22 protein-coding genes are annotated in these 23,487 nt (G+C 40.2%); 16 read left to right on the forward strand and 6 right to left on the reverse strand.

Annotation, left to right across the window (positions count from 1 at the left end):
- Window positions 1-46: 46 nt before the first annotated feature.
- Entirely contained in the window at window positions 47-451 is a 405-nt protein-coding gene (locus AAEY93_RS14695; protein ID WP_351077893.1) for a hypothetical protein, read from the reverse strand.
- Between the two features lie 252 nt (window positions 452-703).
- On the opposite strand from AAEY93_RS14695, the gene AAEY93_RS14700 reads away from it, so the two are divergent.
- Genes AAEY93_RS14700 through AAEY93_RS14715 form a run of 4 tightly spaced genes read left to right on the forward strand, consistent with a single transcriptional unit; the run spans window position 704 to window position 6,757 of the window.
- Window positions 704-2,191, forward strand: a complete 1,488-nt coding sequence (locus AAEY93_RS14700) for an N-6 DNA methylase (RefSeq protein WP_351077896.1) — start codon at window positions 704-706, stop codon at window positions 2,189-2,191.
- The gene (locus AAEY93_RS14705) at window positions 2,191-4,341 is read left to right on the forward strand and encodes a restriction endonuclease subunit S (RefSeq protein ID WP_351077899.1); all 2,151 of its coding nucleotides are present in this window, start codon (window positions 2,191-2,193) and stop codon (window positions 4,339-4,341) included. Before AAEY93_RS14700 ends, AAEY93_RS14705 begins: the two co-directional genes overlap by 1 nt.
- A 9-nt stretch (window positions 4,342-4,350) precedes the next feature.
- Entirely contained in the window at window positions 4,351-5,940 is a 1,590-nt protein-coding gene (locus AAEY93_RS14710; protein WP_351077902.1) for an AAA family ATPase, read from the forward strand.
- The gene (locus AAEY93_RS14715) at window positions 5,933-6,757 is read left to right on the forward strand and encodes a hypothetical protein (protein WP_351077905.1); all 825 of its coding nucleotides are present in this window, start codon (window positions 5,933-5,935) and stop codon (window positions 6,755-6,757) included. The genes AAEY93_RS14710 and AAEY93_RS14715 overlap by 8 nt, the downstream gene beginning before the upstream one ends.
- 718 nt (window positions 6,758-7,475) lie before the next feature.
- Here AAEY93_RS14715 and AAEY93_RS14720 read toward each other — a convergent pair.
- The 3 genes from AAEY93_RS14720 to AAEY93_RS14730 form a co-directional block, all read right to left on the reverse strand.
- Window positions 7,476-8,783, reverse strand: coding sequence for a tyrosine-type recombinase/integrase (locus AAEY93_RS14720; protein WP_124014163.1), 1,308 nt, complete (start codon window positions 8,781-8,783; stop codon window positions 7,476-7,478).
- A gap of 66 nt (window positions 8,784-8,849) precedes the next feature.
- Complete coding sequence (locus tag AAEY93_RS14725) at window positions 8,850-9,161, reverse strand: hypothetical protein (RefSeq protein ID WP_164839395.1); 312 nt, start codon at window positions 9,159-9,161, stop codon at window positions 8,850-8,852.
- Window positions 9,162-9,607: 446 nt separating this feature from the next.
- Entirely contained in the window at window positions 9,608-10,057 is a 450-nt protein-coding gene (locus AAEY93_RS14730) for a hypothetical protein (protein WP_351077910.1), read from the reverse strand.
- Window positions 10,058-10,327: 270 nt separating this feature from the next.
- On the opposite strand from AAEY93_RS14730, the gene ccoN reads away from it, so the two are divergent.
- The 11 genes from ccoN (at window position 10,328) to ttcA (ending at window position 20,643) form a co-directional block, all read left to right on the forward strand.
- Entirely contained in the window at window positions 10,328-11,755 is a 1,428-nt protein-coding gene (ccoN, locus tag AAEY93_RS14735; RefSeq protein ID WP_124014161.1) for a cytochrome-c oxidase, cbb3-type subunit I, read from the forward strand.
- Window positions 11,756-11,767: 12 nt separating this feature from the next.
- Window positions 11,768-12,394: a cytochrome-c oxidase, cbb3-type subunit II gene (gene ccoO, locus AAEY93_RS14740; RefSeq protein WP_101031428.1), complete on the forward strand. Its 627-nt coding sequence runs from the start codon at window positions 11,768-11,770 to the stop codon at window positions 12,392-12,394.
- Window positions 12,395-12,403: 9 nt separating this feature from the next.
- Window positions 12,404-12,583, forward strand: a complete 180-nt coding sequence (locus AAEY93_RS14745; protein WP_101031426.1) for a cbb3-type cytochrome oxidase subunit 3 — start codon at window positions 12,404-12,406, stop codon at window positions 12,581-12,583.
- Window positions 12,584-12,585: 2 nt separating this feature from the next.
- Window positions 12,586-13,554, forward strand: a complete 969-nt coding sequence (gene ccoP, locus AAEY93_RS14750; RefSeq protein ID WP_101034667.1) for a cytochrome-c oxidase, cbb3-type subunit III — start codon at window positions 12,586-12,588, stop codon at window positions 13,552-13,554.
- A gap of 115 nt (window positions 13,555-13,669) precedes the next feature.
- Window positions 13,670-14,149: a FixH family protein gene (locus AAEY93_RS14755; protein ID WP_101031424.1), complete on the forward strand. Its 480-nt coding sequence runs from the start codon at window positions 13,670-13,672 to the stop codon at window positions 14,147-14,149.
- 57 nt (window positions 14,150-14,206) lie between these two features.
- Entirely contained in the window at window positions 14,207-16,600 is a 2,394-nt protein-coding gene (locus AAEY93_RS14760; protein ID WP_124014160.1) for a heavy metal translocating P-type ATPase, read from the forward strand.
- On the forward strand, window positions 16,597-16,851 hold the full coding sequence (ccoS, locus tag AAEY93_RS14765) for a cbb3-type cytochrome oxidase assembly protein CcoS (protein ID WP_124014159.1): 255 nt from the start codon (window positions 16,597-16,599) through the stop codon (window positions 16,849-16,851). Before AAEY93_RS14760 ends, ccoS begins: the two co-directional genes overlap by 4 nt.
- A complete protein-coding gene (locus tag AAEY93_RS14770) occupies window positions 16,848-17,537 on the forward strand; it encodes a sulfite exporter TauE/SafE family protein (protein ID WP_101031418.1) in 690 nt (229 codons plus the stop codon). Before ccoS ends, AAEY93_RS14770 begins: the two co-directional genes overlap by 4 nt.
- A 299-nt stretch (window positions 17,538-17,836) precedes the next feature.
- Window positions 17,837-18,586, forward strand: a complete 750-nt coding sequence (etrA, locus tag AAEY93_RS14775; protein WP_101031416.1) for an electron transport transcriptional regulator EtrA — start codon at window positions 17,837-17,839, stop codon at window positions 18,584-18,586.
- Between the two features lie 97 nt (window positions 18,587-18,683).
- Window positions 18,684-19,613 carry a universal stress protein UspE gene (gene uspE, locus AAEY93_RS14780; protein WP_124014158.1) on the forward strand — a complete coding sequence of 310 codons (930 nt, stop codon included), beginning with the start codon at window positions 18,684-18,686 and terminating at the stop codon, window positions 19,611-19,613.
- Between the two features lie 91 nt (window positions 19,614-19,704).
- Entirely contained in the window at window positions 19,705-20,643 is a 939-nt protein-coding gene (ttcA, locus tag AAEY93_RS14785) for a tRNA 2-thiocytidine(32) synthetase TtcA (protein ID WP_124014157.1), read from the forward strand.
- 136 nt (window positions 20,644-20,779) lie between these two features.
- Here ttcA and AAEY93_RS14790 read toward each other — a convergent pair whose 3' ends face one another.
- Together AAEY93_RS14790 and AAEY93_RS14795 are read right to left on the reverse strand one after the other, a co-directional pair.
- Window positions 20,780-21,433, reverse strand: a complete 654-nt coding sequence (locus AAEY93_RS14790) for a DUF2987 domain-containing protein (RefSeq protein ID WP_124014156.1) — start codon at window positions 21,431-21,433, stop codon at window positions 20,780-20,782.
- The gene (locus AAEY93_RS14795; protein ID WP_101031408.1) at window positions 21,426-22,244 is read right to left on the reverse strand and encodes a glucosaminidase domain-containing protein; all 819 of its coding nucleotides are present in this window, start codon (window positions 22,242-22,244) and stop codon (window positions 21,426-21,428) included. The genes AAEY93_RS14790 and AAEY93_RS14795 overlap by 8 nt, the downstream gene beginning before the upstream one ends.
- Before the next feature lie 268 nt (window positions 22,245-22,512).
- Between AAEY93_RS14795 and yvcK the strand changes: the two genes are divergently transcribed.
- Window positions 22,513-23,475, forward strand: a complete 963-nt coding sequence (yvcK, locus tag AAEY93_RS14800; RefSeq protein ID WP_233768517.1) for a uridine diphosphate-N-acetylglucosamine-binding protein YvcK — start codon at window positions 22,513-22,515, stop codon at window positions 23,473-23,475.
- Window positions 23,476-23,487: the final 12 nt, after the last annotated feature.

Here is a 23,487-nt window from a genome sequence, read left to right on the forward strand (position 1 = left end):
TTTGGCTAAAGCGGTCCCTGAAGGTGACCGCTTTTTACGTATGAAATTATCGACAGCTGTTAACATACTGACGAAAAACAGGAACGAATCCTTTCACATCATCTTTATAATCAGAGTAGGGATAATCTTCTTGCGCTCCTTTAAGAGCACATAAACAAACATCACGCTTGCTCAGATAACGGTTTTGAGAAATAGAATTTTTACTTCCATTAATACAGCTGTCCAACAAAGCATATTCAACAGCAATCGGGTAACGATCACCGTAGCCTTTCGACTCGTCGCGATAGGTATGAACACCAATATAGGTTAAAAGCGCGAGGGCAGTTCCTGTTATCATTTTTCGTTTGGAAAACTCATAACCTTTGTAATCTTTCTCGCATTTTTTACAGCGTATATTTTCAGCATATTCAATTTTATTATCTTCGCTGCAATGGGGACATTCAATAATCATGGGACACCACTAATATTCATCCTTGCTAATTAGTTGTAATAAAACATATTTAACCATAAATAAACACATTTTGCATAACCAATTTCAACAGAGTTAGATAAATATTAACCATTTAAATTCTAATATTAGACTTATCAGGTTCAGCAAACAGTATTTTGTTTGGCATTCTAGATAATTAAGGATTTATATCAGTGTATTAACATAATGATTTTGCTACTATCAACGCAATATTTTTGTTTTGAGAATCAGTTTATGTCTATCAGTTCAGCAATTAAATCCATCCAAGATATTATGCGTAAAGATGCTGGCGTTGACGGTGATGCTCAGCGATTAGGGCAAATGTCTTGGTTACTCTTTCTTAAAGTGTTTGATGCACAAGAAGAAGAGTTAGAGCTTGAACTGGACGATTATCGCGAACCAATTCCTGCTGAGTTTTTATGGCGCAACTGGGCAGCTGACAACGAAGGCATTACAGGCGACGAACTGCTTGAGTTTGTTAATGATGAGCTATTTCCTCAGCTTAAAAACTTAATCGCACCAATCGATAAAAACCCACGTGGTTTTGTGGTAAAAGCGGCTTTTTCAGATGCATTTAACTACATGAAAAACGGCACGCTACTGCGCCAGGTGATCAACAAGCTTAACGAAATTGATTTTACCGACTCAAACGAGCGCCATCTGTTTGGTGACTTGTACGAGCAAATTTTAAAAGACTTACAAAGTGCGGGTAATGCAGGCGAATTTTACACCCCGAGAGCGATTACTAAGTTTATTGTTGCGGTAGCTAACCCACAACTTGGCGAATCCATCATGGATCCCGCCTGCGGCACAGGCGGCTTTTTAGCGTGCGCATTTGACCATGTTAAAGCCAACTATGTTAAAACCAGTGATGACCACCAAACCTTGCAACAGCAAATCCATGGCGTTGAAAAAAAGCAGCTGCCGCATTTACTCTGTACCACTAACATGATGCTACACGGTATTGAAGTACCGGTACAAATCAAACACGGCAATACGCTGAACAAGCCGCTTTCAAGTTGGGATGAAGAAATTGATGTCATCATCACCAATCCTCCCTTTGGCGGCACCGAAGAAGACGGTATTGAAAAGAACTTCCCCAGCGAGTTTCAAACCCGTGAAACCGCCGACTTATTCCTGCAATTAATTATTGAGGTGCTGGCAACGAAAGGGCGCGCCGCAGTGGTATTGCCAGACGGCACATTGTTTGGCGAAGGCGTAAAAACCAAAATCAAAAAGATGTTAATGGATGAATGTAATCTGCACACCATAGTGCGTTTACCTAATGGGGTGTTTAACCCATATACTGGCATTAAAACCAACATCCTGTTTTTCACCAAAGGCACGCCGACCAAAGACGTGTGGTTTTACGAGCATCCCTACCCAGCAGGGGTTAAAAACTACAACAAAACTAAACCAATGAAGTTTGAAGAGTTCGAAACTGAACTTGCTTGGTGGGGCAACGAAGCTGATGGTTTTGCAGCGCGGATTGAAAACGAGCAAGCCTGGAAAGTGTCAATCGATGACATCATTGCCCGTAACTACAACCTCGACATTAAAAATCCCCATGTCGGCGAGGTTATCAGCCATGAACCGCAAGAATTATTGTCTGATTACGCCAAGCAACAAGCGGATATTCAAGCGATACGCGATCAGTTAAAAGACATTCTCGCCGCCGCACTCGCACCATCATCTTCAACAAAGCGTGTAGGTGATAAGTAATGGCTAAATCTCTTGAGTTGAAAGCAAACGTAAACGCAGAAAGCCTTAGCTCTGAGCAATTAATAACAGACCACATTGATATTTGGACCTCGGCCATTGAGCAAAAGTCGTCAGCAGGCCGTGGCACATCGAGCAAGTTTTCGTTATACGGCATTAAAAAGCTACGTGAACTGATTTTAGAGCTCGCCGTGCGCGGTAAGTTAGTGCCGCAAGATCCAAATGATGAGCCAGCGTCAGTATTACTTGAACGTATAGCTGCTGAAAAAGCCCAATTGGTGAAAGAAGGTAAGCTTAAAAAACAAAAGCCTTTGCCAGAGATTGCTGAAGAGGAAAAGCCATTTGAATTGCCACAAGGCTGGGATTTTTCCAGACTTGGCTTTATAGGTGAAATATTTAATGGAAATAGCATAAATGCTAAGTTAAAAGAAACGAAATATACTGGGCTCAAAAATGGATTGCCTTTCATAGCAACTAAAGATGTCAATTATGGTTTTAACGATCTTGACTATGAAAATGGAGTGTTAATCCCATTTGATGAACCAAAATTTAAAGTGGCTAAAAAAGAGAGCGTATTGATATGTGCGGAGGGGGGAAGTGCTGGTAAAAAGTGCGGTTTAGCTACCCAGGATGTTTGTTTTGGTAATAAGTTATTTGCGTTATATGCGTATGATGAAATTGATCCGAAGTTCATACTATCCAATTACCTGACACCAGCTTTTTATGCACAGTTTAGTAAAGCAATGACAGGCATTATTGGTGGCATTTCTTTAGCGAAATTTAGTGAGTTATTAATACCTTTACCCCCACTCGAAGAGCAACATCGAATCGTTGCTAAAGTCGATGAGTTGATGAGCTTATGTGATGCCCTTGAAACGCAAACCGAAGCCAGTATTTCGGCACACCAAACCTTAGTCGAAACCTTGCTCAATGCACTGCTACTGCCTAATACAGCCCAGCAAGCTACGACGAATGCGAGCAACACTTTAGCTGACAGCCTAGAACCAGCTTTTGACAATAGTGATGCAAGCAGCCCTGAGCCATCTTTGGCAAAGAGTTTTGAAAAGGCCTGGCTACGCATAGCCGAACACTTCGACACGCTATTCACCACCAGCGCTAGCATTGACATACTAAAACAAACCATCCTGCAATTCGCTGTGTTGGGCAAGCTTGTTCCTCAAGAGCTAAGTGATGAACCATCGTCTGAACTTGTAAAAAAAATAGCCTCCGAAAAAGAAATGCTAATCGCGAATGGCACGTTAAAGAATCGACAAGTAGTATTCAAAGAGTTTAACTCAAAGTCTAATCAGCAAATCCCGAGTACTTGGACTGAACCCAGAATAGGTGATATTGCATTTGTGGTTACAGATGGAACCCATAAGACCCCAACATATACAGATAGTGGCATCAGGTTTGTTTCAGCAAAGGACATTTCAACCGGAAAATTAAGTTTTTCCGACTGTAAATTCATTTCTCATGATGAACATATTCAGTTAATCACTAGGTGTAAGCCTGAACTTGGTGACTTACTTGTTTCAAAAAGTGGATCGATTGGGACTGTTGTAATTGTTGATGATAATGATGACTTTAGCCTTTTCGAATCGCTAGCCTTAATCAAATTTAGTCAAACACTATTAATTCCTGGTTATTTTCGGCTGGCTCTTCAAAATGCATGTCATCAAATGACCGATGAACATATTCGAGGTGTAGCTGTTAAACACCTTCATTTGAATGTAATTCGAGGAATGAGGGTTCCATTACCGCCATTGAACGAACAATACCGCATCGTCGCTAAAGTCGATGAGCTAATGGCGCTGTGCGACCAACTCAAAGCTCGTTTAACTGATGCCAAAACCACCCAACTCCACCTCACCGACGCAATCTTAGAACAGGTAACTGGAAAAGTTACTGATAACAAAAAAGGGATACGGGAAAAAGTACCTATGGAAATTAGAACAAATCTCACAACTACTTCTAAGTTTAATGGCCAACCGGATGCTATTCTTGCCAAAATAATTTCGACATTAGATGACACTGATGCGAAGAGTGTTTGGTCAAAATCAGGATTAGAATTACCGCAATTTTATAAACAATTAAAAACTGAGATAGATTTAGGTTTTATAGATTTGCCCTCGAAAGCAGAATTTTTGTAAAGGTATATCATGAAGTTAAAGGAACTAACATTAGATAATTACAAAGGCTTTGTTGATTTTAAAACGACCTTTGATGCTGATTCGCCTATAACGACAATCATTGGGCAAAATGGAGTCGGTAAGTCAAACTTAATTGAAGCTATTATCTCAATTTTTAGGATGCTAGATCTAGGCGGGGCAGATAATACAAACTTCTCTTACGCCTTGATATATGAGTGTCGAGGCCATGAACTTGAGGTTAGATATGATGTAGACAACTCTGCGAATAGCTTAGTCAATGTTGACGGGACAAAGAAAAGTTTTACTTTTCTTAAGAATAATGCAAATGAATATTTACCCTTAAATGTGTTTGCATATTACTCTGGTACAAATTGGCGAGTAGAAGAGTTATTTGTAAAACATCAAACTCATTTTTATAAGCGTCTTACCGAAGGTGATGACACATTATTGCGTCGTTTTTTTTATTGCCGAGATGTTCACAGTTTTTTTGTATTATTAGCTTTCTTAGTTGATGATGACCCTTCTTGTAAGAAATTATTAGATAAACTTGATATTGAGAAATTGGAATCAGTTTTATTTTGCTTGAAGAAACCATATTGGTTTAAAAATAAACCTAACGATATTATGCTGGCTGAGGGGGATTCTCGTTTTTGGTATTCAAGAGGTGTGGTACAAGGTTTTTTGAATAATCTATGGAACCACTCAATAGCTCCAATAGATAATAAAGAAAGGAAGAACATTGATTTTAGAGGCCGTTCTGAGCAACAAGAACGTCTTTATATGTTTATTCAAAATGAAACAACTTTAAAGTCATTAGCTTCCGAATACCCAGATACTGCATCTTTTTTCAAGAATATTGAGAGCACCTATATAGCTGATATTCTTGAGAATGTAACTGTAACGGTCACACTTAAAAATGGTCAAGAATTAACATTCGATAAATTATCTGAAGGTGAGCGTCAACTGATGACGGTGCTTGGATTAATGAAGTTTACTAGAGATGATGAGTCCTTATTTCTTTTAGATGAACCCGATACTCATTTAAACCCTCGCTGGAAGTTAGATTATTTTGATCAAATAAAAAGTATTCTTGACCACAAGATTGATGGTTCGAGTAAGTCAGCGTGGGATTCTAGCCAAATAATTTTAACTACTCACGATCCATTGATGCTTACATCTCTGCGAGCTGCCCAAATTCGTGTCTTAACTGAGAATGATGAAGGGAAACGCTCAAATATACCTGATGAAGATCCAATTAATTTAGGTGTTGAAGCAATAATACAATCTGATTTGTATGGTATTCGAACAAGTCTTGATAAAGAGATCCAGCATAAGATAGATCTTAGAAATAGACTGCTATCTTCACAGAGGGCTGGGGAAGACGTTTCTGAATCATTATTGAGAATTAATAGCGAGTTGGATGCTATCGGCTTTTCTCAAGCACATCCTAACCCTTACTTTTCAAACTTCGCAAAAGCTATTAGCCGTAATCCGAAGTTTAGAAGGCCTGAACTATCAGCTGATGACTATAAAGTGTTACAAACATTATCTGATGAGCTTCTTCAAAAAGTGATAGATGAAGAGGCGGGCAATGATTAAAGTCAACGTACCTGATGTGTTACCAGCGAATATTCAAGCATGGGTAACTAGAGCTGAAGAAATAAGAGATGAAATCTTAGCTACGCCTTCTTTAGAGGAGAAGCACCAACTTATTGACAAGTATAAGGCACACTGGCGTGACGTGGCACTTGTAGAGTGGTTGTCTTCACTAAACCATGATAAGTGCTGGTATACAGAAACAAAGTTTGGTGGTGACTATCAAGAAGTAGAGCACTTTAGACCCAAAAAGGCGACCAAGTTCCATGATGGTTTGAGACATCCGACACATCCTGGATATTATTGGCTCGCTTTCGAACTTTCTAATTACCGTCTTTGTAAAAGCCGTCCTAATAGAAAGAAAAGCACATTTTTCCCAATCATAGATGAGCGCTTTAGAGCTTCCTTTCATGACCAAGCCTGGCAAGATGAAACACCTTTGTTTCTTGATCCTCTTAAGGAATCAGATGTATTGCTATTGAGTTTTAATGATGATGGTGCTCCATTAGCTCAAGATGACATTGGGGAAGTAGATTTAAACCGAGTTAACTTTACCATTGACAAGTATTTTCTTAATGAGAGGGTTCTAAACTCGAGAAGAAGCGACACTTGGCAAACCTGTCGGGCATTATTTTATAGTTATCAAAGAGAACTTAAAACGGCTAATGAGAATGGCAGTGTGGCCGCAAGGACCAAAGCAGAGGAAGAGCTTAAAAAATTAAAGGAGTTATTATCACCTGGTTCAGAATTTTCATCAGTAGCCAAAGAGTCCTTATGCAAGTTGGGAGACATTATGGCAATCAAGATTGCCTGCGCATAAAGCGTGTTTTTCACGGATAAACATATGGAATTAAAGGAAATAATATGATCCTTAAACAAGGAATGTGGACGATTGGCGCTAAGCCAGAATATTTAATACAAATTCAACTAGATGGTGAACAACAGTTTGAAACAGTTATTGGCGCTTTATAATCATGGCAATTGTCTTCAATCAGTCTCAAATCAGAACGAATAAAGAGTGATTAGCAGGAGGGCTGGTATGCATTTGTAGGCTTTGTTAAAGGAATACCACACGTCAGTTATCAATATCACCAACTGAGAAAAATACATCAAAAAAACATACCACAGGATTTTAAAAAGTCAGGTGGTTAAAACTGACATAAAAAGCGCTCTGATGTATTTTTTGCACCAAAGTTGTGCGGTCAAATCGTTGGCTTCAATATAACTATTTGATTATAAATACTAAAAGGCCAGATCCACGAAGTGAGACAAAAACCATTTGAAATGAGAAAGCACACGCATACAGGTATTAAGTAACAATACACATATACTCTATTTAACATAATATACATTGTACGCATACATGTGCCTTTGTTAAATACGCTGTTCGAGACTGCGCATTTGAGGCTTGGTCATCATCATTGCATTAAACCGTAAAATGTTTATATACGGCCTTAAGCGTTTATTTTAACCAAATTGGCTATTTAGTATCGTGCTGAGATTGCATGCTTTTGGTTTTGTTTAGTAATGCCAGTCGATTATTCAATCTCAGCAAGATGACTTAATGGTTTGTTGAATGCACTTTGGTGTCGTTCAGTTTGTGTGGTGTGCAAATACTGTGATGTGGTGTCGATGCTCTCATGGCCGGCGTCGGCCTGGACATGTGATAATGGTCGACGGTTGATATTGATATCGTGCGTGATCCCGGTATGGCGAATATTATGAGCACTGAGTGTTCGCATCAGTTGACTGTCATGCTCGAAACCATCTTTGGCTGCATTATCTGCGGCTAAGGTAATCAGCTTGTCTATTTCGTCGCGTATTTGTCTAATACCAAGATTGGCGTTGATGACGCCTGATTCTCGTCCATGAGCTGCGGCTTTGTGGCGCACGAATATAGGATGTTGATCGTTGATGCTGGGTAAATCACTGAGGTGCAGAAAACGTCGATAATCCACTAATCCAGCGAGTAATACTTTTGAAATGGCAATATTTCGGGCTTTACCGCTTTTAGAAAATGGTACGTGGAAATACCAGATGCCAGAATGTGGATCTTGTCTGAATTGGCTCATTATAGGTGCATAACCTGCACGAGCACTGATTTCTGATATGCGTAAATAGCAGCTATATATTAGTGTTATTAGCAACAAACTGCGCTGATGTTGCTCTGGCTGGGCCTTGGCTAGTTGGCTGACAGTACTGATAACATAGGACCATTGCAACTCGGTGAATGCATGATGGTTGTTGTCTTCATTGATGGTGAACTTACGCGTTATGGCAAATCGACTGTGCTTTAACCATAATTGCGCTGGGTTACGCTCGGTGTATTCTTCACTAATTAAGTACCCATAAAATGATGATAATATAGCAATTTTAGTCTTGAGTGCATTATCACTTAGTTGATATGGCAGACATTTCCCGAGTTGTTTTTTACCAACAAATGGCCGCCATTGTGAGTTTGGCGCTCGCTCACCAGTGGCTTTGTCGAGTTTGAATTGTGCCACATTGAAGTAACCTATAAGTGCCTGTGGTGGCGATTGGCAGTAATCGACGTACTTGGCAATGTCTTTGCGCGTCACCGCGATTGGCGATAATGCGACGACGTCAAAACACCAATGCAGATACGTGGTTAATTCGCTGCGGTAGGCTTTGTAGTTGTTTTCAGAGTGCTTTTGTTCAAACAACCAATCCGCACAGTGCTCAATAATGAGCCCAGCATCAGCCACTTTATTAATAGATATTTTGGTAATGTATTGGTTTATGTAGGCATTACCTTGTAATACAAATTCTGCAGCGTCAAATAGTGGCAATACCGGTGGCAGTTCTTCAAGTAGTTTATTGGCCATATGAACAAATATAGGTTATTGATTATATTGCCTTATTGTACTATTTTTTGGCTGATGCCGATAATGTTATTTATCGGCATCAATCGTGGTCATTTTTGGATACGAGTTTTCAATATACGAATATGTGGACTCTGCAATATCTTCGTCTGTGATTAACTGCTGCATACAATGCTCAATCGCGTTTGATGGCTTACACGACGGTTGTTGGCATTGATTATTATGACAAGTAAACCGTTTTTGACAGCTCCACAGGCATAATTGCCAAATAGTTTGTTTACTGGTTCGGTCTAAGCACTGTAATTCTGCAGCGCATAAATGACCTGCTTTGATTAACTGGGCAACTTTTTCTGTATCGATAGACACATTGACTCTGTTCATGTGTGCTCCTTTTTCCCCATGTAGATTGACATTTATCGCTATACTCGCAGCGGATGGATGACTTGCATTGATACCCAACCCTCTTCTCTTTTAGCTATGCCCTATTCATTTCATTCAATTAAGTGGTGTTACTTGATAATACATTAATGAGAATGATTATCAATTAGTTATTAGTGAAGAACACCGCTTCTGTGTTATGGATCATGATTTATAAGGAAATGAACCGGCTGTTTGATGCCCTACATGAGTTTGTGCAGTAAGACATTGTTTACACTTGGAGTGCTATTTAGCTTCGGTTTATGATGATTTGATAGAAAACACTCTGCATATGGTGGACCGGCTTGGATATTTAAGGCTATAGGTATGCAAATATTGATTCCCTATAACCTGTGCCCTAGCCTGTAATGCATCATTGTTGGTATTTGATAACCTTGACTAAGCAATAATTATTTATCGTTATCCGCTAAAAAGTCATACATTAATGTGCGTGGTTGTTGTTGGTAGTCAAAGGATACCATCACTGTCCAGACCATATAATTACTGCTACAGGAACCAAAAATCAATGAACCTTGATAGAAATTGTTCTGTATTTCGGACAATGTAACAGGTATGACACCCATGAACATATCGCGCCCTTCTATTCTCATAGAAACATTAGTGATCGCTTGACTACTCTTTAACGTAACTATTAATGGTTTTTCACTGGGAGTATCGACGGGGTCGATCAGTAAACCGACTTGCAAGCCTGCTACTTCTTGGTAACATTCTCCCTCTGAAAATTCACATAACGTTTCATCAATTGGTAAATCTTGTTGTTCTTGCGTTTGTGGTCTGTCACAGGCTATTAAAAACATTAAGAAAAAATTGAAAATGATAATTTGGATAAATTTATGCATGTTTTTTTAACCTTCATGGTTGAGTTAGTAACATTATCTTTCATAGATTGATCTAGATCAATTTTGATTCCGGTTGTGAAGTATCTTTTTTGACGTAGCTCAAGTATCATTACTCCGCTTCGTGATAGAAAGAGACGTCATGAGGTAACACCTTGACAAATGGCATTAAAAACAGTCTTAAATGGCTCAATTTATGACCAGTTGTTAATCTAACAGGTAAAGCTCGCTTTACTAATATTAAAAGTATAAGTAATAAGCCGTGGAAGCATTATGATGAACCATTCCCAGTCTACAGGCGCTGATTACAACTACACCATTGTCCGCCAATTCGCACTAACCACAGTTTTGTGGGGAATCGTTGGTATGTCAGTAGGTGTATTGATTGCGGCTCAGTTAATCTGGCCACAACTGAACTTCGAAACACCTTGGTTAACGTATAGTCGTTTACGACCATTACATACCAATGCGGTGATTTTCGCATTCGGAACATCAGCTCTTTTCGCTACATCCTACTATGTTGTGCAACGCACTTGTCAAGTCCGTCTATTTGCGCCTAAATTAGCCGCATTTACCTTCTGGGGTTGGCAAGCCGTTATTATTGCAGCTGCAATCACTCTACCAATGGGGTTTACCCAAGGTAAAGAGTATGCAGAATTAGAATGGCCTATTGATATCGCAATTACGATTATCTGGGTTAGCTATGCAATTGTTTTCTTCGGCACAATCGCTAAACGAACGACATCCCACATTTATGTGGCGAACTGGTTCTTTGGTGCCTTTATCATTACTGTTGCAGTACTTCACATTGTCAACTCAATGGCGGTACCCGTAAGCTTATTTAAGTCTTACTCTCTGTACTCTGGTGCAGTCGATGCGATGGTTCAGTGGTGGTATGGTCATAATGCGGTAGGCTTCTTACTTACTGCTGGTTTCTTGGGGATGATGTATTACTTCGTGCCTAAGCAAGCTGGTCGCCCAGTTTATTCTTACCGTTTATCAATTGTTCATTTTTGGGCATTGATCGCGTTATACATTTGGGCCGGTCCTCACCACTTACATTACACTGCCCTTCCTGACTGGACTCAGTCATTAGGCATGGTAATGTCATTAATTTTATTTGCGCCATCTTGGGGCGGTATGATTAACGGTATTATGACCTTGTCTGGTGCGTGGCATAAGCTTCGTACAGACCCAGTATTACGTTTCTTAGTGGTTTCATTGTCTTTCTACGGTATGTCTACCTTCGAAGGCCCAATGATGGCAATTAAAACGGTCAATGCGCTATCTCATTATACCGACTGGACTATTGGTCACGTTCACTCTGGCGCGCTAGGCTGGGTGGCAATGGTGTCTATTGGTTCTTTATACCACTTAATTCCAGTGTTATTTGGCCACGGCCGTATGTACAGCATGAAGCTCATTAACGTACATTTCTGGTTAGCCACTATCGGTACTGTCTTGTATATCGTTAGTATGTGGATTTCGGGCGTTATGCAGGGTCTGATGTGGCGCGCAGTCAACGCTGATGGAACACTGACTTACAGTTTCGTTGAGAGTTTAGAAGCCTCGTACCCATTCTATTTTGTACGCTTTATTGGTGGTTGTTTCTTCTTAACCGGTATGTTCATTATGGCCTATAACGTTATTCGTACCGTTAGAGCGTCTAAAGATTCATTACCTGCTATTGCAGAAGCTTAAGGAGCAGATTCGATGAAATTTAATCATGAATTAATTGAAAAGAATGTCGGTCTGCTTGCTATCTTCACGGTCATCGCCATTAGTTTTGGTGGTTTAGTGCAGATTACCCCGCTGATATTTCAAAAAGACACCACTGAACCAGTTGAGGGTCTAATTCCGTATACTGCGTTACAGATTGAAGGTCGTGACATTTATGTTCGTGAAGGTTGTTACAACTGCCACAGCCAAATGATCCGCCCTTTACGTGCTGAAACAGAACGTTATGGTCACTATTCTGTTGCTGGCGAGTCTGTCTGGGATCACCCATTCCAATGGGGATCTAAGCGTACTGGTCCCGATTTAGCACGTGTAGGTGGACGTTACAGTGATATGTGGCATGAAGTACATTTACTTAACCCTCGTGACGTTGTGCCACAGTCGAATATGCCTGGTTTTCCTTGGTTAGCCGAAAACAAGCTCGACGGCGTATTGACTGGTGACAAGATGACTATTCTACGTAACCTGCATAAAGGCGGTTATAAAGGTAATGATCTTTACACTGACGAAGAAGTTGCTGGCGCTCAAAAAGCAGTTGAAGGTAAGACTGAAATGCAGGCGCTAATCGCTTATTTGCAATCTTTGGGTCACGCACTCAAATAGGAGGCAATTATGGATTACGGTACTTTTCAAGGCATTTTGACCATAGTTGTTATGGTGACCTTTGTGGGTATTTTTTTGTGGGCATACAGTAAGCACAGCAAGTCAAAGTTTGATGAAGCAGCTAACTTAGTATTCACAGAAGATGAACTTGCGAAGATGTCAAAAGATTCGGGAGATCAGAAGTCATGATTATGAGTAACTTCTGGAGCATTTGGATTACTGTACTGACGATTGTGGTCATTGCTGGTTGTTTTATTCTTCTTAAGGTGGTTAATAAAAATTACACCGGTGTAGAAGAAGGCGAATCAATGGGCCACAGTTTTGATGGTATTGAAGAACTGAACAACCCACTACCTAAGTGGTGGGCGTATATGTTCTATTTAACCATCGTATTCGGTGTGATCTATTTAGCTCTGTATCCAGGCCTAGGTAACTATAAAGGTCTGTTTGGTTGGACAAGTTCTAATCAAAGCATTGGTACTGATAAAGGACTTAAAGCAGACTCAGCTGCGGCCCTTGAAGCAGCAAAAGATGAAAACCGTTTATCTCAGTATGACCGCGAAGTCGCTCATGCTGATGAAAAATACGGTCCGATTTTTGATGCTTATTTAGCGACACCGTTAGAAGAGTTAGTGAAAGATCCTGAAGCATTAAAAGTGGGCGGTCGTTTGTTTTTACAAAACTGTGCACAGTGCCATGGTTCTGACGCTCGCGGTTCTAAGGGCTTCCCTAACCTTACCGACGGTGATTGGTTATATGGTGGTGAACTTGCCACGATAAAGACCACTCTGATGAACGGTCGTAACGGTATGATGCCGCCTAAAGGTGGTTTACCTATCGAAGACAGCGAGATTAAAGGTCTAGCTGAATACGTGGTAAAACTGTCTGGGCGTGAACATGATGAAGCGCTAGCAGCTCAAGGCCAAGGTTCATTTATGAAAGGTTGTTTTGCATGCCATGGCATGGATGCAAAAGGCAACAAGTTCATGGGTTCACCTAATCTGACTGATAATATTTGGTTATACGGCGGCAGCCGTGGTGTGATTGCTGAATCTATCATTAATGGCCGTGCAGGTGTTATGCCAGCATGGAAAGACATTCTTGGTGAAGAGAAAGTCCATGTCATTACTGCTTATGTTTATAGTCTATCAAACAAATAGTTACATATAAGTAACAACAAGGCCTCGACATAATCGAGGCCTTTTTTTTAAGTGATTATTAAGCCATTACGGGGTAAAATACCCCAGAATCATTTCCACCATTTTAGGATGTATCATGTCTACAGAACTCCCTTGGTATAAGCAATTTTGGCCTTGGTTTTTAATCGTGTTACCTATGTGTGCGGTTATTGCTAGTTTAACGACCTTAAAGATTGCTTTGGATAATTCTGACTCTCTGGTTGCCGAAGATTATTATAAAAAAGGCAAAGCCATAAACATGGATTTGCGTAAGATAAAATACGCCCAACAAATTGGGATGAAGTTTTTGGTTACGGTCGCGGATAAAGAATTACAAATCACTCAACACGGCGGTCCGCAATACCGCGCCGCGCTCAAAGTGCGGTTTTATCATCCTACGATAGAAGAAAATGATTTCAATTTAAACGCCACAGCCGATGCTAATTACGTTTATCACATACCGTTATCAGATGCGATCACAGGCCCATGGGAAGTGCGTATAGAAGGATTTGATGGTAAATGGCGTATACAACAACGCATTGATATTAAAGATGATGTTGAATATTGGCTAAATTAATACCACACCCACTACGTATTTGAATGATTATATGTTTAATGAAGTTGATATAAAGAGATGACATCTTGTTTTCATTGTAATGAGCCTGTCACCACAGGTGAACAATACACCACATTAATTCAAGGGCAACAACAACCTATGTGTTGCCCTGGTTGCCAAGCGGTTTCGCAAGCCATTATGGATGCAGGCTTAAGCAGCTATTATCAATTTAGAAGTGAACCAGGTCAGCGTCAAACAGCACTGGTGCCTGAACAATTATCCCAATATAGTGCTTATGATTTACCTGAAGTACAGCAAGATTTTGTCCATAAGCAAGGCGCTATTGATTCAACATCCCTGTCAATTGACGGTATTACTTGCGCAGCTTGTGCGTGGCTAATTGAACACAAACTTAAGCCCGTTGCCGGTATTACTAATGTGTTAGTCAATTCTACGACTCAACGGGCGTTAGTCAGTTGGGACAGTCATATTATTCAACTCAGCGAAATTCTGCAGATCATCAGTAAAGTTGGCTACCAAGCTGCACCTTATCAGGTTGATGAACAAGAAAAACAATCAAAAGTGGACAGCCGTAAATTCTTACTCCGTCTAGGGCTCGCAGGGTTTGCCACCATGCAGGTGATGATGTTTGCCCTCGCCTTATACACGGGATATTTCACCGGCTTAGATGTTGAGTTCCGTGATTATTTTCGTTGGGTCAGTTTAATGTTTGCCGCACCTGTGGTGCTGTATTCTGCGCAACCGTTTTATTTCAGTGCACTTCGCAGCCTATTAAGTGGCAAGCTTAATATGGATGTATCGGTCTCTATCGCTATTTTAGGCGCTTATGTTGCCAGTTGTGTGGCGACGATTCAGGGCAATGGCGAAGTGTATTTTGAATCTGTGTCTATGTTTACCTTTTTCTTATTGCTGGGCCGTTATTTTGAACAATCCGCTCGGCAAAAAGCATCGGTCAGTTCAAGTAATCTTCATAAGCTTGTGCCGCTCACTGCGCATTTACTGCGTAATGGTGATGCCACTGAAATTGCCGCTAAACAATTAATCATTGGCGATATTATCTTGGTAAAACCGGGTGAAGTCATTGCGGCAGACGCCGAGGTGGTTTTAGGGCAATCAAGTGTCAATGAGGCCATGCTTACCGGTGAACAAATGCCAATAAGCAAACACCTTGCTGATAAAGTTTATGCGGGAACGATTAATATCGAACAACCTCTTCAAGTTCGCGTCACTGCGCTAGGACAAGATCAACTGGTAGCTGAAATTATTCGCCTGCAAGAGCTTGCGTCAAACAACAAACCGGCCATCGCTTTAGTGGCCGACCGTTTAGCGCGTTACTTTTCCGCATCAATATTATCGATAGCAGCAATAACCTATTTGGTTTGGTTATCGATTTCTCCCGATGATGCCTTTTGGATTACCTTGTCGGTATTAGTGGCGACGTGTCCCTGCGCCCTCGCCCTTGCTACGCCGACAGCAGTGACTTGCGCCACGGCTATTTTTACTAAGTTGGGTGTTATTCCGAGAAAGACTGGGATTTTTGAAAAACTCACTAAAATCGATCATGTGGTGTTTGATAAGACCGGAACCTTAACATGCGGCTATTTATCCATTGGTGAAGTGCAAACCTTTGGACAATATTCATCAGAGCAAGTGTTATCGTTAGCGGCAGCCACCGAACAAGGTTCTTTACATCCTATCGCGTTAGCATTTAAGCCCTTTTATGATAACAAGCACATTGTTGAACATGTTGACCATCATATTGGATTAGGTATTCGAGCCTGTATTAATCAACAACAAGTCTGTATTGGAACGGCACAATTTGTTACCCCAGACTGCAATCAAGTGTCGCCACAAGCATTAGAAAGTCAGTGGATTTTTCTGTCTATCGATAATAAATTGGTTGCAAAAATTGAGATGCTAGACCAGTTACGTATCGACAGTTTAGCAACTGTCAATGCGTTAAAAGCGGCCAATATAAAACTGAGTATAGCCAGTGGTGATAGTTCGGGTCATGTTGAGTTTTTAGCAAACAAAATAGGTATTTCAGATGTGCATTCAGGTTTATCACCTCAAGGTAAGTTAGCATTAGTTAATCGATTACAACAAAAAGCCAATGTGGCCATGTTTGGCGACGGTATTAATGACGCGCCAGTATTAGCCGGAGCAAATTTGTCGGTAGCTATGGGCAGCGGTAGCGCTATAGCCAAAAACAGTGCCGACTTAATTTTACTGGGCGATCACTTATCACGCTTTAATGATGCCATTTATGTTGCTAAGCAAGCACAGCGAATTATTCATCAAAATTTGTTATGGGCTTTTGCTTATAACATGGTAATTTTGCCATTAGCAGTGACTGGGCATGTTGCCCCATATATTGCAGCTATTGGCATGTCCGTGAGTTCACTGATCGTGGTGAGCAACAGTTTACGGCTTCTTAGGATAAAATTATGAGTATCATTTACGTCTTAATCCCCATTGCGATGCTATTTGTATTAATTGCAGTGTCTATCTTCTTTTGGGCGGTAAAGTCTGAGCAATTTGATGATTTAGATAGACAAAGTGTATCCATTTTATTTGATGAAGACGATATAAAAGCCAATACTAACGTTAACGACAGCACTAATAGTCATCCTACCAATTCTACCAGTGCTGAACTCGTTGGTTCGGATACTCTCGATGATAAACCAGAGTCAAAACCGTGATTGAATATAACCTCGGTGGCGCGTTTATTGTTGGTTTAATGGGCGCAGCCCATTGCTTTGGAATGTGTGGCGGGTTGATTGGGGCTTTTTCTGCAAATATACCCACCCATGGCCAGAACCGCTTAGCGACACAACTAACGTTTCTATTTAGTTATAATCTGGGCCGAATTTTTAGCTATACCGTTGCAGGAGCCATCGTCGGTGGTAGCGTGTCTGCTTTAGGCCATTTATTCGATGCCGATAACTATTTAATTGTTCTGCGCATTATCGCTGGGACCATGATGATACTCACTGGGCTGTATATCGCTCAGATATGGTTTGGTATTGTGCACATTGAAAAAGTAGGTAAACTCCTTTGGCGTTATATACAGCCGCTTACACGTAAAATAATGCCGATTACTCATCCAATGCAAGCAGTGCTAGCCGGCATGGTTTGGGGCTGGTTACCTTGCGGTCTGGTGTACAGTACGTTAACTTGGTCCGTCGCGTCAGGTAGCGCATTACAAGGCGGCTTGATTATGTTGGCTTTTGGTTTGGGTACGCTACCTGCTTTATTTGCTGCAGGATTAGCGGCAAAAACCTTGGCTCAATGGGTACAAAAACGTGCAGTGAGATTATTCAGCGGCGGCTTATTAGTATTATTTGGATTGCAGACTCTTTATATTGCTTTTAATCAACTAAACTAGTTGGTAACGATAACTGAGTTACATATTGTCGTTAAGCTATAAATACCCTTTATAATCAATAGGTATTAGCAAAATGTTAAATATTTAAAGCATTTATTCACTAAGTTGTTACAATATGCACTAGCGTCTAAGGAGCGTTCAAAAGAGGTAAGTTATATTGGACTTTTGCTTAACCGTAAACGTGTAACTATTACACCGTCCATTCACTTCATTTAGCAAGTGCAACTCTCATGTTGAGGAGTACCTTATTAATGCGGAATGGTATAACATGGTGATGTCTTCATAAATTGAGAATGGGTATGCCTTCAGATTTCATTAAAACTCGTCCATCTACTAGCGGTTGCGCCATTCATTGCCACGATTGCAGTATGGAAGCCCTGTGTATACCCTTTACGTTAAATAATGAAGAGCTTGATAAACTCGATAATATTATTGAACGTAAAAAACCCATTCAAAAAGGTGATCTTATCTTCAAATCCGGTGACGTACTTAAGTCATTGTATGCGATCCGTTCCGGTACGATTAAAAGCTATACCATTACAGAACAAGGTGATGAACAAATTACTGGTTTTCATCTTGCGGGTGACGTCATTGGTTTTGATGGTATTCATGCCCAACGTCACCAGAGTTTTGCCCAAGCCTTAGAAACCTCAATGGTCTGTGAAATCCCCTACGATACCTTAGATGATTTATCTGGATCTATGCCTAAACTGCGCCAGCAAATTATGCGATTGATGAGTAATGAAATTATGAGTGATCAAGAAATGATCCTCCTGCTTTCCAAGAAAAATGCCGAAGAACGTTTGGCCGCATTTATCAATAATCTTGCTAATCGCTTCGGTAAACGGGGGTTCTCGCCCCATGAATTTAGACTTTCGATGACTCGCGGTGATATCGGTAATTATTTGGGGTTAACGGTTGAAACGATTAGCCGTTTATTGGGCCGGTTCCAAAAGTCAGGCTTAATTGAAGTCAAAGGTAAGTACATTTCTATTATTGATCATTCCGCGTTAAGTAGCCTTGCTGGAAATGCTCGCATCGCCACTTAAATTAAATTAGTATGATCTATCTCAATGTTTAAATATTAGTAAACGGTAATACTATCAATAGATAATATCAATAAAAACATAACAGCTTGGAGGTTATATGAAGGATTATAAAAAGATATTAGTGGTGATTAATCCTACAACGGATCATCAACCCGCATTGGCACGTGCTGTTGAGTTAGCGTCAAAAAGTCAGGCAGAGATAACTGCATTTTTATCTATTTTTGATTTCTCATATGAAATGACCTCTATTTTATCTAGCCAAGAACGTGAAGCTATGCGACAAGGTGTCATCGATCAGCGTGTTGCCTGGTTAGAAAACGCCATTAGTGGTTTTGATAAGCATAATATTAATATTAATACTGAAGTTGTTTGGCATAACCGCCCTTTCGAAAGTGTAATAAATCATGCGATAAAAGGTCATTATGATTTGATTGTTAAAAGCACACATGAACATCATAAATTAAAAGCGGTCATTTTTACCCCTACAGATTGGCATTTAATGCGTAAGTCTCCTGTCCCGGTGTTGTTAGTCAAAGAACATGATTGGCCAGTTGCAGGCAAAATTGTCTGTGCGGTCAACGTTGCTACCGAAGATGAAGATCATCAAACTCTTAACGGTAAAATCATTAATCACGCTCTCGATTTAGCCAAAAAATTCTCTGCAAGTGTGCACTTAGTTAATGGGTATCCTGGTACGCCAGTAAATCTCGCTATCGAACTCCCCGACTTTGATGCCAGTGTGTATAACAATACTGTGCGGATGCAGCATGAGCAACGAGTACAGTATTTAGCTCAAGCTTATAATATTCCATTAGAAAACTGCCATGTTGAAGAAGGATTACCTGAAGATGTTATTCCTGAAATCTCGACCAAATTAGATGCTGAATTAGTTGTACTTGGTACAGTTGGCCGCACAGGTTTTTCTGCTACATTAATTGGTAATACGGCTGAACATGTCATCGACAGTATTAATTGTGATTTGTTGGCGATTAAACCTGATGGATATAAATCACCTTTAGAAGATTAGTCTCCATTAGAAGAGGTTAACTTCTTTACCCTGACCTCGAATGCTGGAATAATACGCGCCCTGAAACACTTAGTTACTGGGCGCATTTTTTATGTCTGAAGTTGATACAATCTCTGAAAATTATATAACTCGTATAAATAAGCTGCAAAAACGTTTACGACATGAAGTCGGTTCAGCGATTGCGGATTATAATATGATCGAAGATGGTGATCGCGTTATGTGTTGCCTTTCCGGTGGCAAAGACAGCTACACTATGCTGGATATTTTATTAAATCTTCAACGACGCGCGCCAATTAAATTTGAAATTGTCGCTGTTAACTTAGATCAAAAACAACCTGGCTTTCCTGAACATGTGTTGCCAGCATACTTAGATGAGTTAGGTGTCGCTTACCATATTCTTGAAAAAGATACCTATTCTATTGTCAAAGAAAAGATACCTGAAGGCAAAACGACATGTTCACTGTGTTCTCGTTTGCGTCGTGGTACGCTTTATGGTTTCGCCCAACACATAGGGGCAACAAAAATTGCACTAGGTCATCACCGTGACGACATTATTGAAACCTTATTTTTAAATATGTTTTATGCCGGCAAACAAAAATCTATGCCACCTAAACTGTTATCTGATGACGGTGCCAATATGGTTATTCGTCCGTTGGCCTATTGCCGTGAAAAAGACATTGAAGAATATTCGACATTGAAATCGTTTCCTATCATTCCTTGCAACTTATGTGGCTCGCAAGAAAATTTAAAACGAGGTGCGATTAAAGATATGTTACAGCTTTGGGATAAACAATATCCTGGTCGCATTGAAACTATTTTTACCGCAATGCAAAATACCGCACCATCGCAAGGTGTTGACCGCGAGCAGTTTGATTTTGTTTCATTGCAACGAAATTCAGATGTTGTGAACACGGGTGATATTGCTGATGCAGATTTACCTGCTTTTGATTTTGTTGATATCAGTAATAATGGTCATATTGATTTAGATATCAGTAATCGAATCGATGTAGTCGCGACGTTTACGCCATAATAATGGCATTCACCTGTTAACAGATAAACTAAAGGCGTTGATATCAACGCCTTTATTATTACATCAATTGGTTTTACAAAAACGTTTAGCCTAATTATTCGAGTAGAACTTATCTAGCTCGAATGACAGTCCGACATTATTTCATGACGAATGGACTGACGACAGTGGGTTGCTGATTAAATGAAAGATGTTGCAGTTGATTGATTTTGGCCTGTGTCAGTGTGTATTTCTGATCCACTGTCGATTCTACACCGTCAATGGTTGCCATAATGATAGTGCCGTTATTGTGTTGGTTGGCAAACTCAAATGTCAGTCCACTAATCGGTTTACGAAAATACTTCATCGGAAAACCTTGTAATCCATCAAGCAGCTTATTCATATCGCCGGTTAGTGCTAACAGTTCCGTTTGAGTGAAATTTAGCTTGGTTTCTTTAGCGCGAACCTGCATGGCAATGGCACATTGTTCTGCATCACCGGTCACATTGATATTGACCAAACCTCGGTCAGATTTCAACTGCGGATCGTAGGGAATAAATAAGCGCTGTTGCGCATTATACGGTAGTGGGAACTGCTCTTTTTCGGTAGTGATACTACCTGACACTATGGTGCAATCTGATGTGATCGGTACACTAAAGGCTACCTCAACCAATGGATAGTTTTGCTTATTCACTTGCTTTAATCGATCGTAAAAGCCTTTGTACTCTAATGAAACAGTTTCAGCAACACTGCTACTAACCATAAAAATAGACGATATAAAAATAAATCCGATCACTAGCGTGCGATTAAGCATTAGCTTTGTTCCCTTGTAAATATGGCTTATTGTGTTTAAGCATGTCGAGTAGATCATCAATGTACTCGTCCTTTCGTTCTGAATAATTAATTAAGCCATAAACCAATTTCTCGGCGGTCAGCTTAATTTTTTGCGCCCGTAAATCAGCGCGAATAGAACGAAATAAACGATACGCAGAATTAGTGTTTAAATTAATCATGTAGGCAATAATTGACTCTTTGGGTGAATCAAATACAGCCACCTCATGGCTTTTGCCGTCCGCCCTCGCTAATGGCACTAAACCACAGCCCTCGGTAAAACACCACTGGCCAAAAAAATTAAACCCGTCGATTGCAAAACGTGAACTGCCCCAACCGCTTTCGTTGGCAGCTTGTACTAACACCATATCAACTGGAATGATATCGACGCGCTTTAATAAGGGCGTTAAGGTATTGCGCGTAAATGATTTAACATCATATTGATAATATTCAAGAATTGAATTCAACCTCTCATTATCAGATCCACTTAAGCCTAAATCATTATCGATTTTATCAATAACAGCCAATATGAATTGACGGTCGTGAATAATAATTTGATTTTGAGCTTCAACCGAAGGCCGCAAGTAATCAAAGAACGTTTGCTTTTTAGTGACTACATCATCTATTTCAGCAAACAACGGTACTTCACCTAGATCAACTTCATTAAGTTGATGAGTTCCAGATGTGACTGATTCTTGAGTCGTATTAGGAATGATAAAGAGTCTTATCGCCAACAATGCAACAACGGCTAAGCCTAATGCAAATGTTACTTTACCTATATTGCCTATCTTCAATAGTACCTGCCTTATCAAAAATTCATTTTCAACTTACTAATCTCGTTAATTATAACCTTAATGACCGATAGGATACAGTAAAGCGCTTTTGTGGATGGGGTGCTTATCGGCTTTGGGTCCCGATTGTGACCAATATAGGCAGCAAAACGGAAAAATAATTACACTTTAATGACCATATACAGTTAACATTAATTGAACGTGATAACTGGGCAGTCTTTATCGACTGCATATCGTCTTATTCAACAACTCAAGGACTTGAGAACAGATTATGTTGGATCAAAAACTCAATAATTATCATCATGTGGTAGCCATAGGTGGCGGGCATGGATTAGGCCGTATTCTTGCCGCTTTATCTTTTTTAGGCCCAAGATTAACAGGGATTGTTGCAACCACTGATAATGGTGGATCTACCGGTCGGCTGAGGCAGGATCAACAAACTATAGCGTGGGGAGATTTACGTAATTGTCTTTCCCATCTGGCCCTAAGGCCATCGTTAGGTTCGATGTTATTCGATCATCGTTTCACGGGTGATAATGAACTTTCTGGGCATAATTTAGGTAATCTGGTTTTACACGCACTCGATCAACTTTGTGTAAGACCGCTTGAAGCGGTAAATTTAATTCGTGGCTTACTTAAAATTGAGACGCAAATTATTCCGATGTCTGAAGCTTCAACTCATCTTGTTGCACTTACGCATTGTGGCAACAAAGTCTTTGGCGAACTTAATGTCGACGGCATGAAAGAAGCGCCGATTGCATTATCATTAGAGCCTGAAGTCGAAGCAACATCAGAGGCGTGCTATGCACTCGCTGAAGCCGATTTAATTATCATCGGCCCTGGCAGTTTTTTAACCAGTATACTGCCACCGTTATTGATCCCTCAGCTAACCAAGAGTATTCGAGACTCTCAAGCGCATGTTATTTTAGTGGATAATTTAACGCCCGAATATTCACCAGCAAGCACCTTTAGCATCGAAGATAAAATTGCTTGGTTCAACCAGCTTATAGGCAAGGAAGTCATCGCCGATGTTATTCAGCATGGCAATAAGATTGAGCTCGCTTGCTCCGAAGTGAATGGGGTTCGTTTTAATCATTTTCCGTTAGTAAGCCAGCATCATCCTGGTTTACACGATAAACTAGCGTTAGCTGAGGCCATTAGCCAAGTGTGTGGATCATACCAATCAAATAGTAAAGCCATTGATTTGACTAAAATACTTTCAGCTACTGCATAGAATGTATCTGTT

Origin of the sequence: Shewanella sp. CAL98-MNA-CIBAN-0140 (genome assembly GCF_040309905.1) — a bacterium.
GTDB lineage: Bacteria > Pseudomonadota > Gammaproteobacteria > Enterobacterales > Shewanellaceae > Shewanella > Shewanella psychromarinicola.

Bases quoted from the DNA above. Each gene is read 5' to 3' on its own strand.
- AAEY93_RS14695 (WP_351077893.1), bottom strand. From the start codon at position 451: ATGATTATTGAATGTCCCCATTGCAGCGAAGATAATAAAATTGAATAT.
- AAEY93_RS14700 (WP_351077896.1), top strand. From the start codon at position 704: ATGTCTATCAGTTCAGCAATTAAATCCATCCAAGATATTATGCGTAAA.
- AAEY93_RS14705 (WP_351077899.1), top strand. From the start codon at position 2,191: ATGGCTAAATCTCTTGAGTTGAAAGCAAACGTAAACGCAGAAAGCCTT.
- AAEY93_RS14710 (WP_351077902.1), top strand. From the start codon at position 4,351: ATGAAGTTAAAGGAACTAACATTAGATAATTACAAAGGCTTTGTTGAT.
- AAEY93_RS14715 (WP_351077905.1), top strand. From the start codon at position 5,933: ATGATTAAAGTCAACGTACCTGATGTGTTACCAGCGAATATTCAAGCA.
- AAEY93_RS14720 (WP_124014163.1), bottom strand. From the start codon at position 8,783: ATGGCCAATAAACTACTTGAAGAACTGCCACCGGTATTGCCACTATTT.
- AAEY93_RS14725 (WP_164839395.1), bottom strand. From the start codon at position 9,161: ATGAACAGAGTCAATGTGTCTATCGATACAGAAAAAGTTGCCCAGTTA.
- AAEY93_RS14730 (WP_351077910.1), bottom strand. From the start codon at position 10,057: ATGCATAAATTTATCCAAATTATCATTTTCAATTTTTTCTTAATGTTT.
- ccoN (WP_124014161.1), top strand. From the start codon at position 10,328: ATGATGAACCATTCCCAGTCTACAGGCGCTGATTACAACTACACCATT.
- ccoO (WP_101031428.1), top strand. From the start codon at position 11,768: ATGAAATTTAATCATGAATTAATTGAAAAGAATGTCGGTCTGCTTGCT.
- AAEY93_RS14745 (WP_101031426.1), top strand. From the start codon at position 12,404: ATGGATTACGGTACTTTTCAAGGCATTTTGACCATAGTTGTTATGGTG.
- ccoP (WP_101034667.1), top strand. From the start codon at position 12,586: ATGAGTAACTTCTGGAGCATTTGGATTACTGTACTGACGATTGTGGTC.
- AAEY93_RS14755 (WP_101031424.1), top strand. From the start codon at position 13,670: ATGTCTACAGAACTCCCTTGGTATAAGCAATTTTGGCCTTGGTTTTTA.
- AAEY93_RS14760 (WP_124014160.1), top strand. From the start codon at position 14,207: ATGACATCTTGTTTTCATTGTAATGAGCCTGTCACCACAGGTGAACAA.
- ccoS (WP_124014159.1), top strand. From the start codon at position 16,597: ATGAGTATCATTTACGTCTTAATCCCCATTGCGATGCTATTTGTATTA.
- etrA (WP_101031416.1), top strand. From the start codon at position 17,837: ATGCCTTCAGATTTCATTAAAACTCGTCCATCTACTAGCGGTTGCGCC.
- uspE (WP_124014158.1), top strand. From the start codon at position 18,684: ATGAAGGATTATAAAAAGATATTAGTGGTGATTAATCCTACAACGGAT.
- ttcA (WP_124014157.1), top strand. From the start codon at position 19,705: ATGTCTGAAGTTGATACAATCTCTGAAAATTATATAACTCGTATAAAT.
- AAEY93_RS14790 (WP_124014156.1), bottom strand. From the start codon at position 21,433: ATGCTTAATCGCACGCTAGTGATCGGATTTATTTTTATATCGTCTATT.
- yvcK (WP_233768517.1), top strand. From the start codon at position 22,513: ATGTTGGATCAAAAACTCAATAATTATCATCATGTGGTAGCCATAGGT.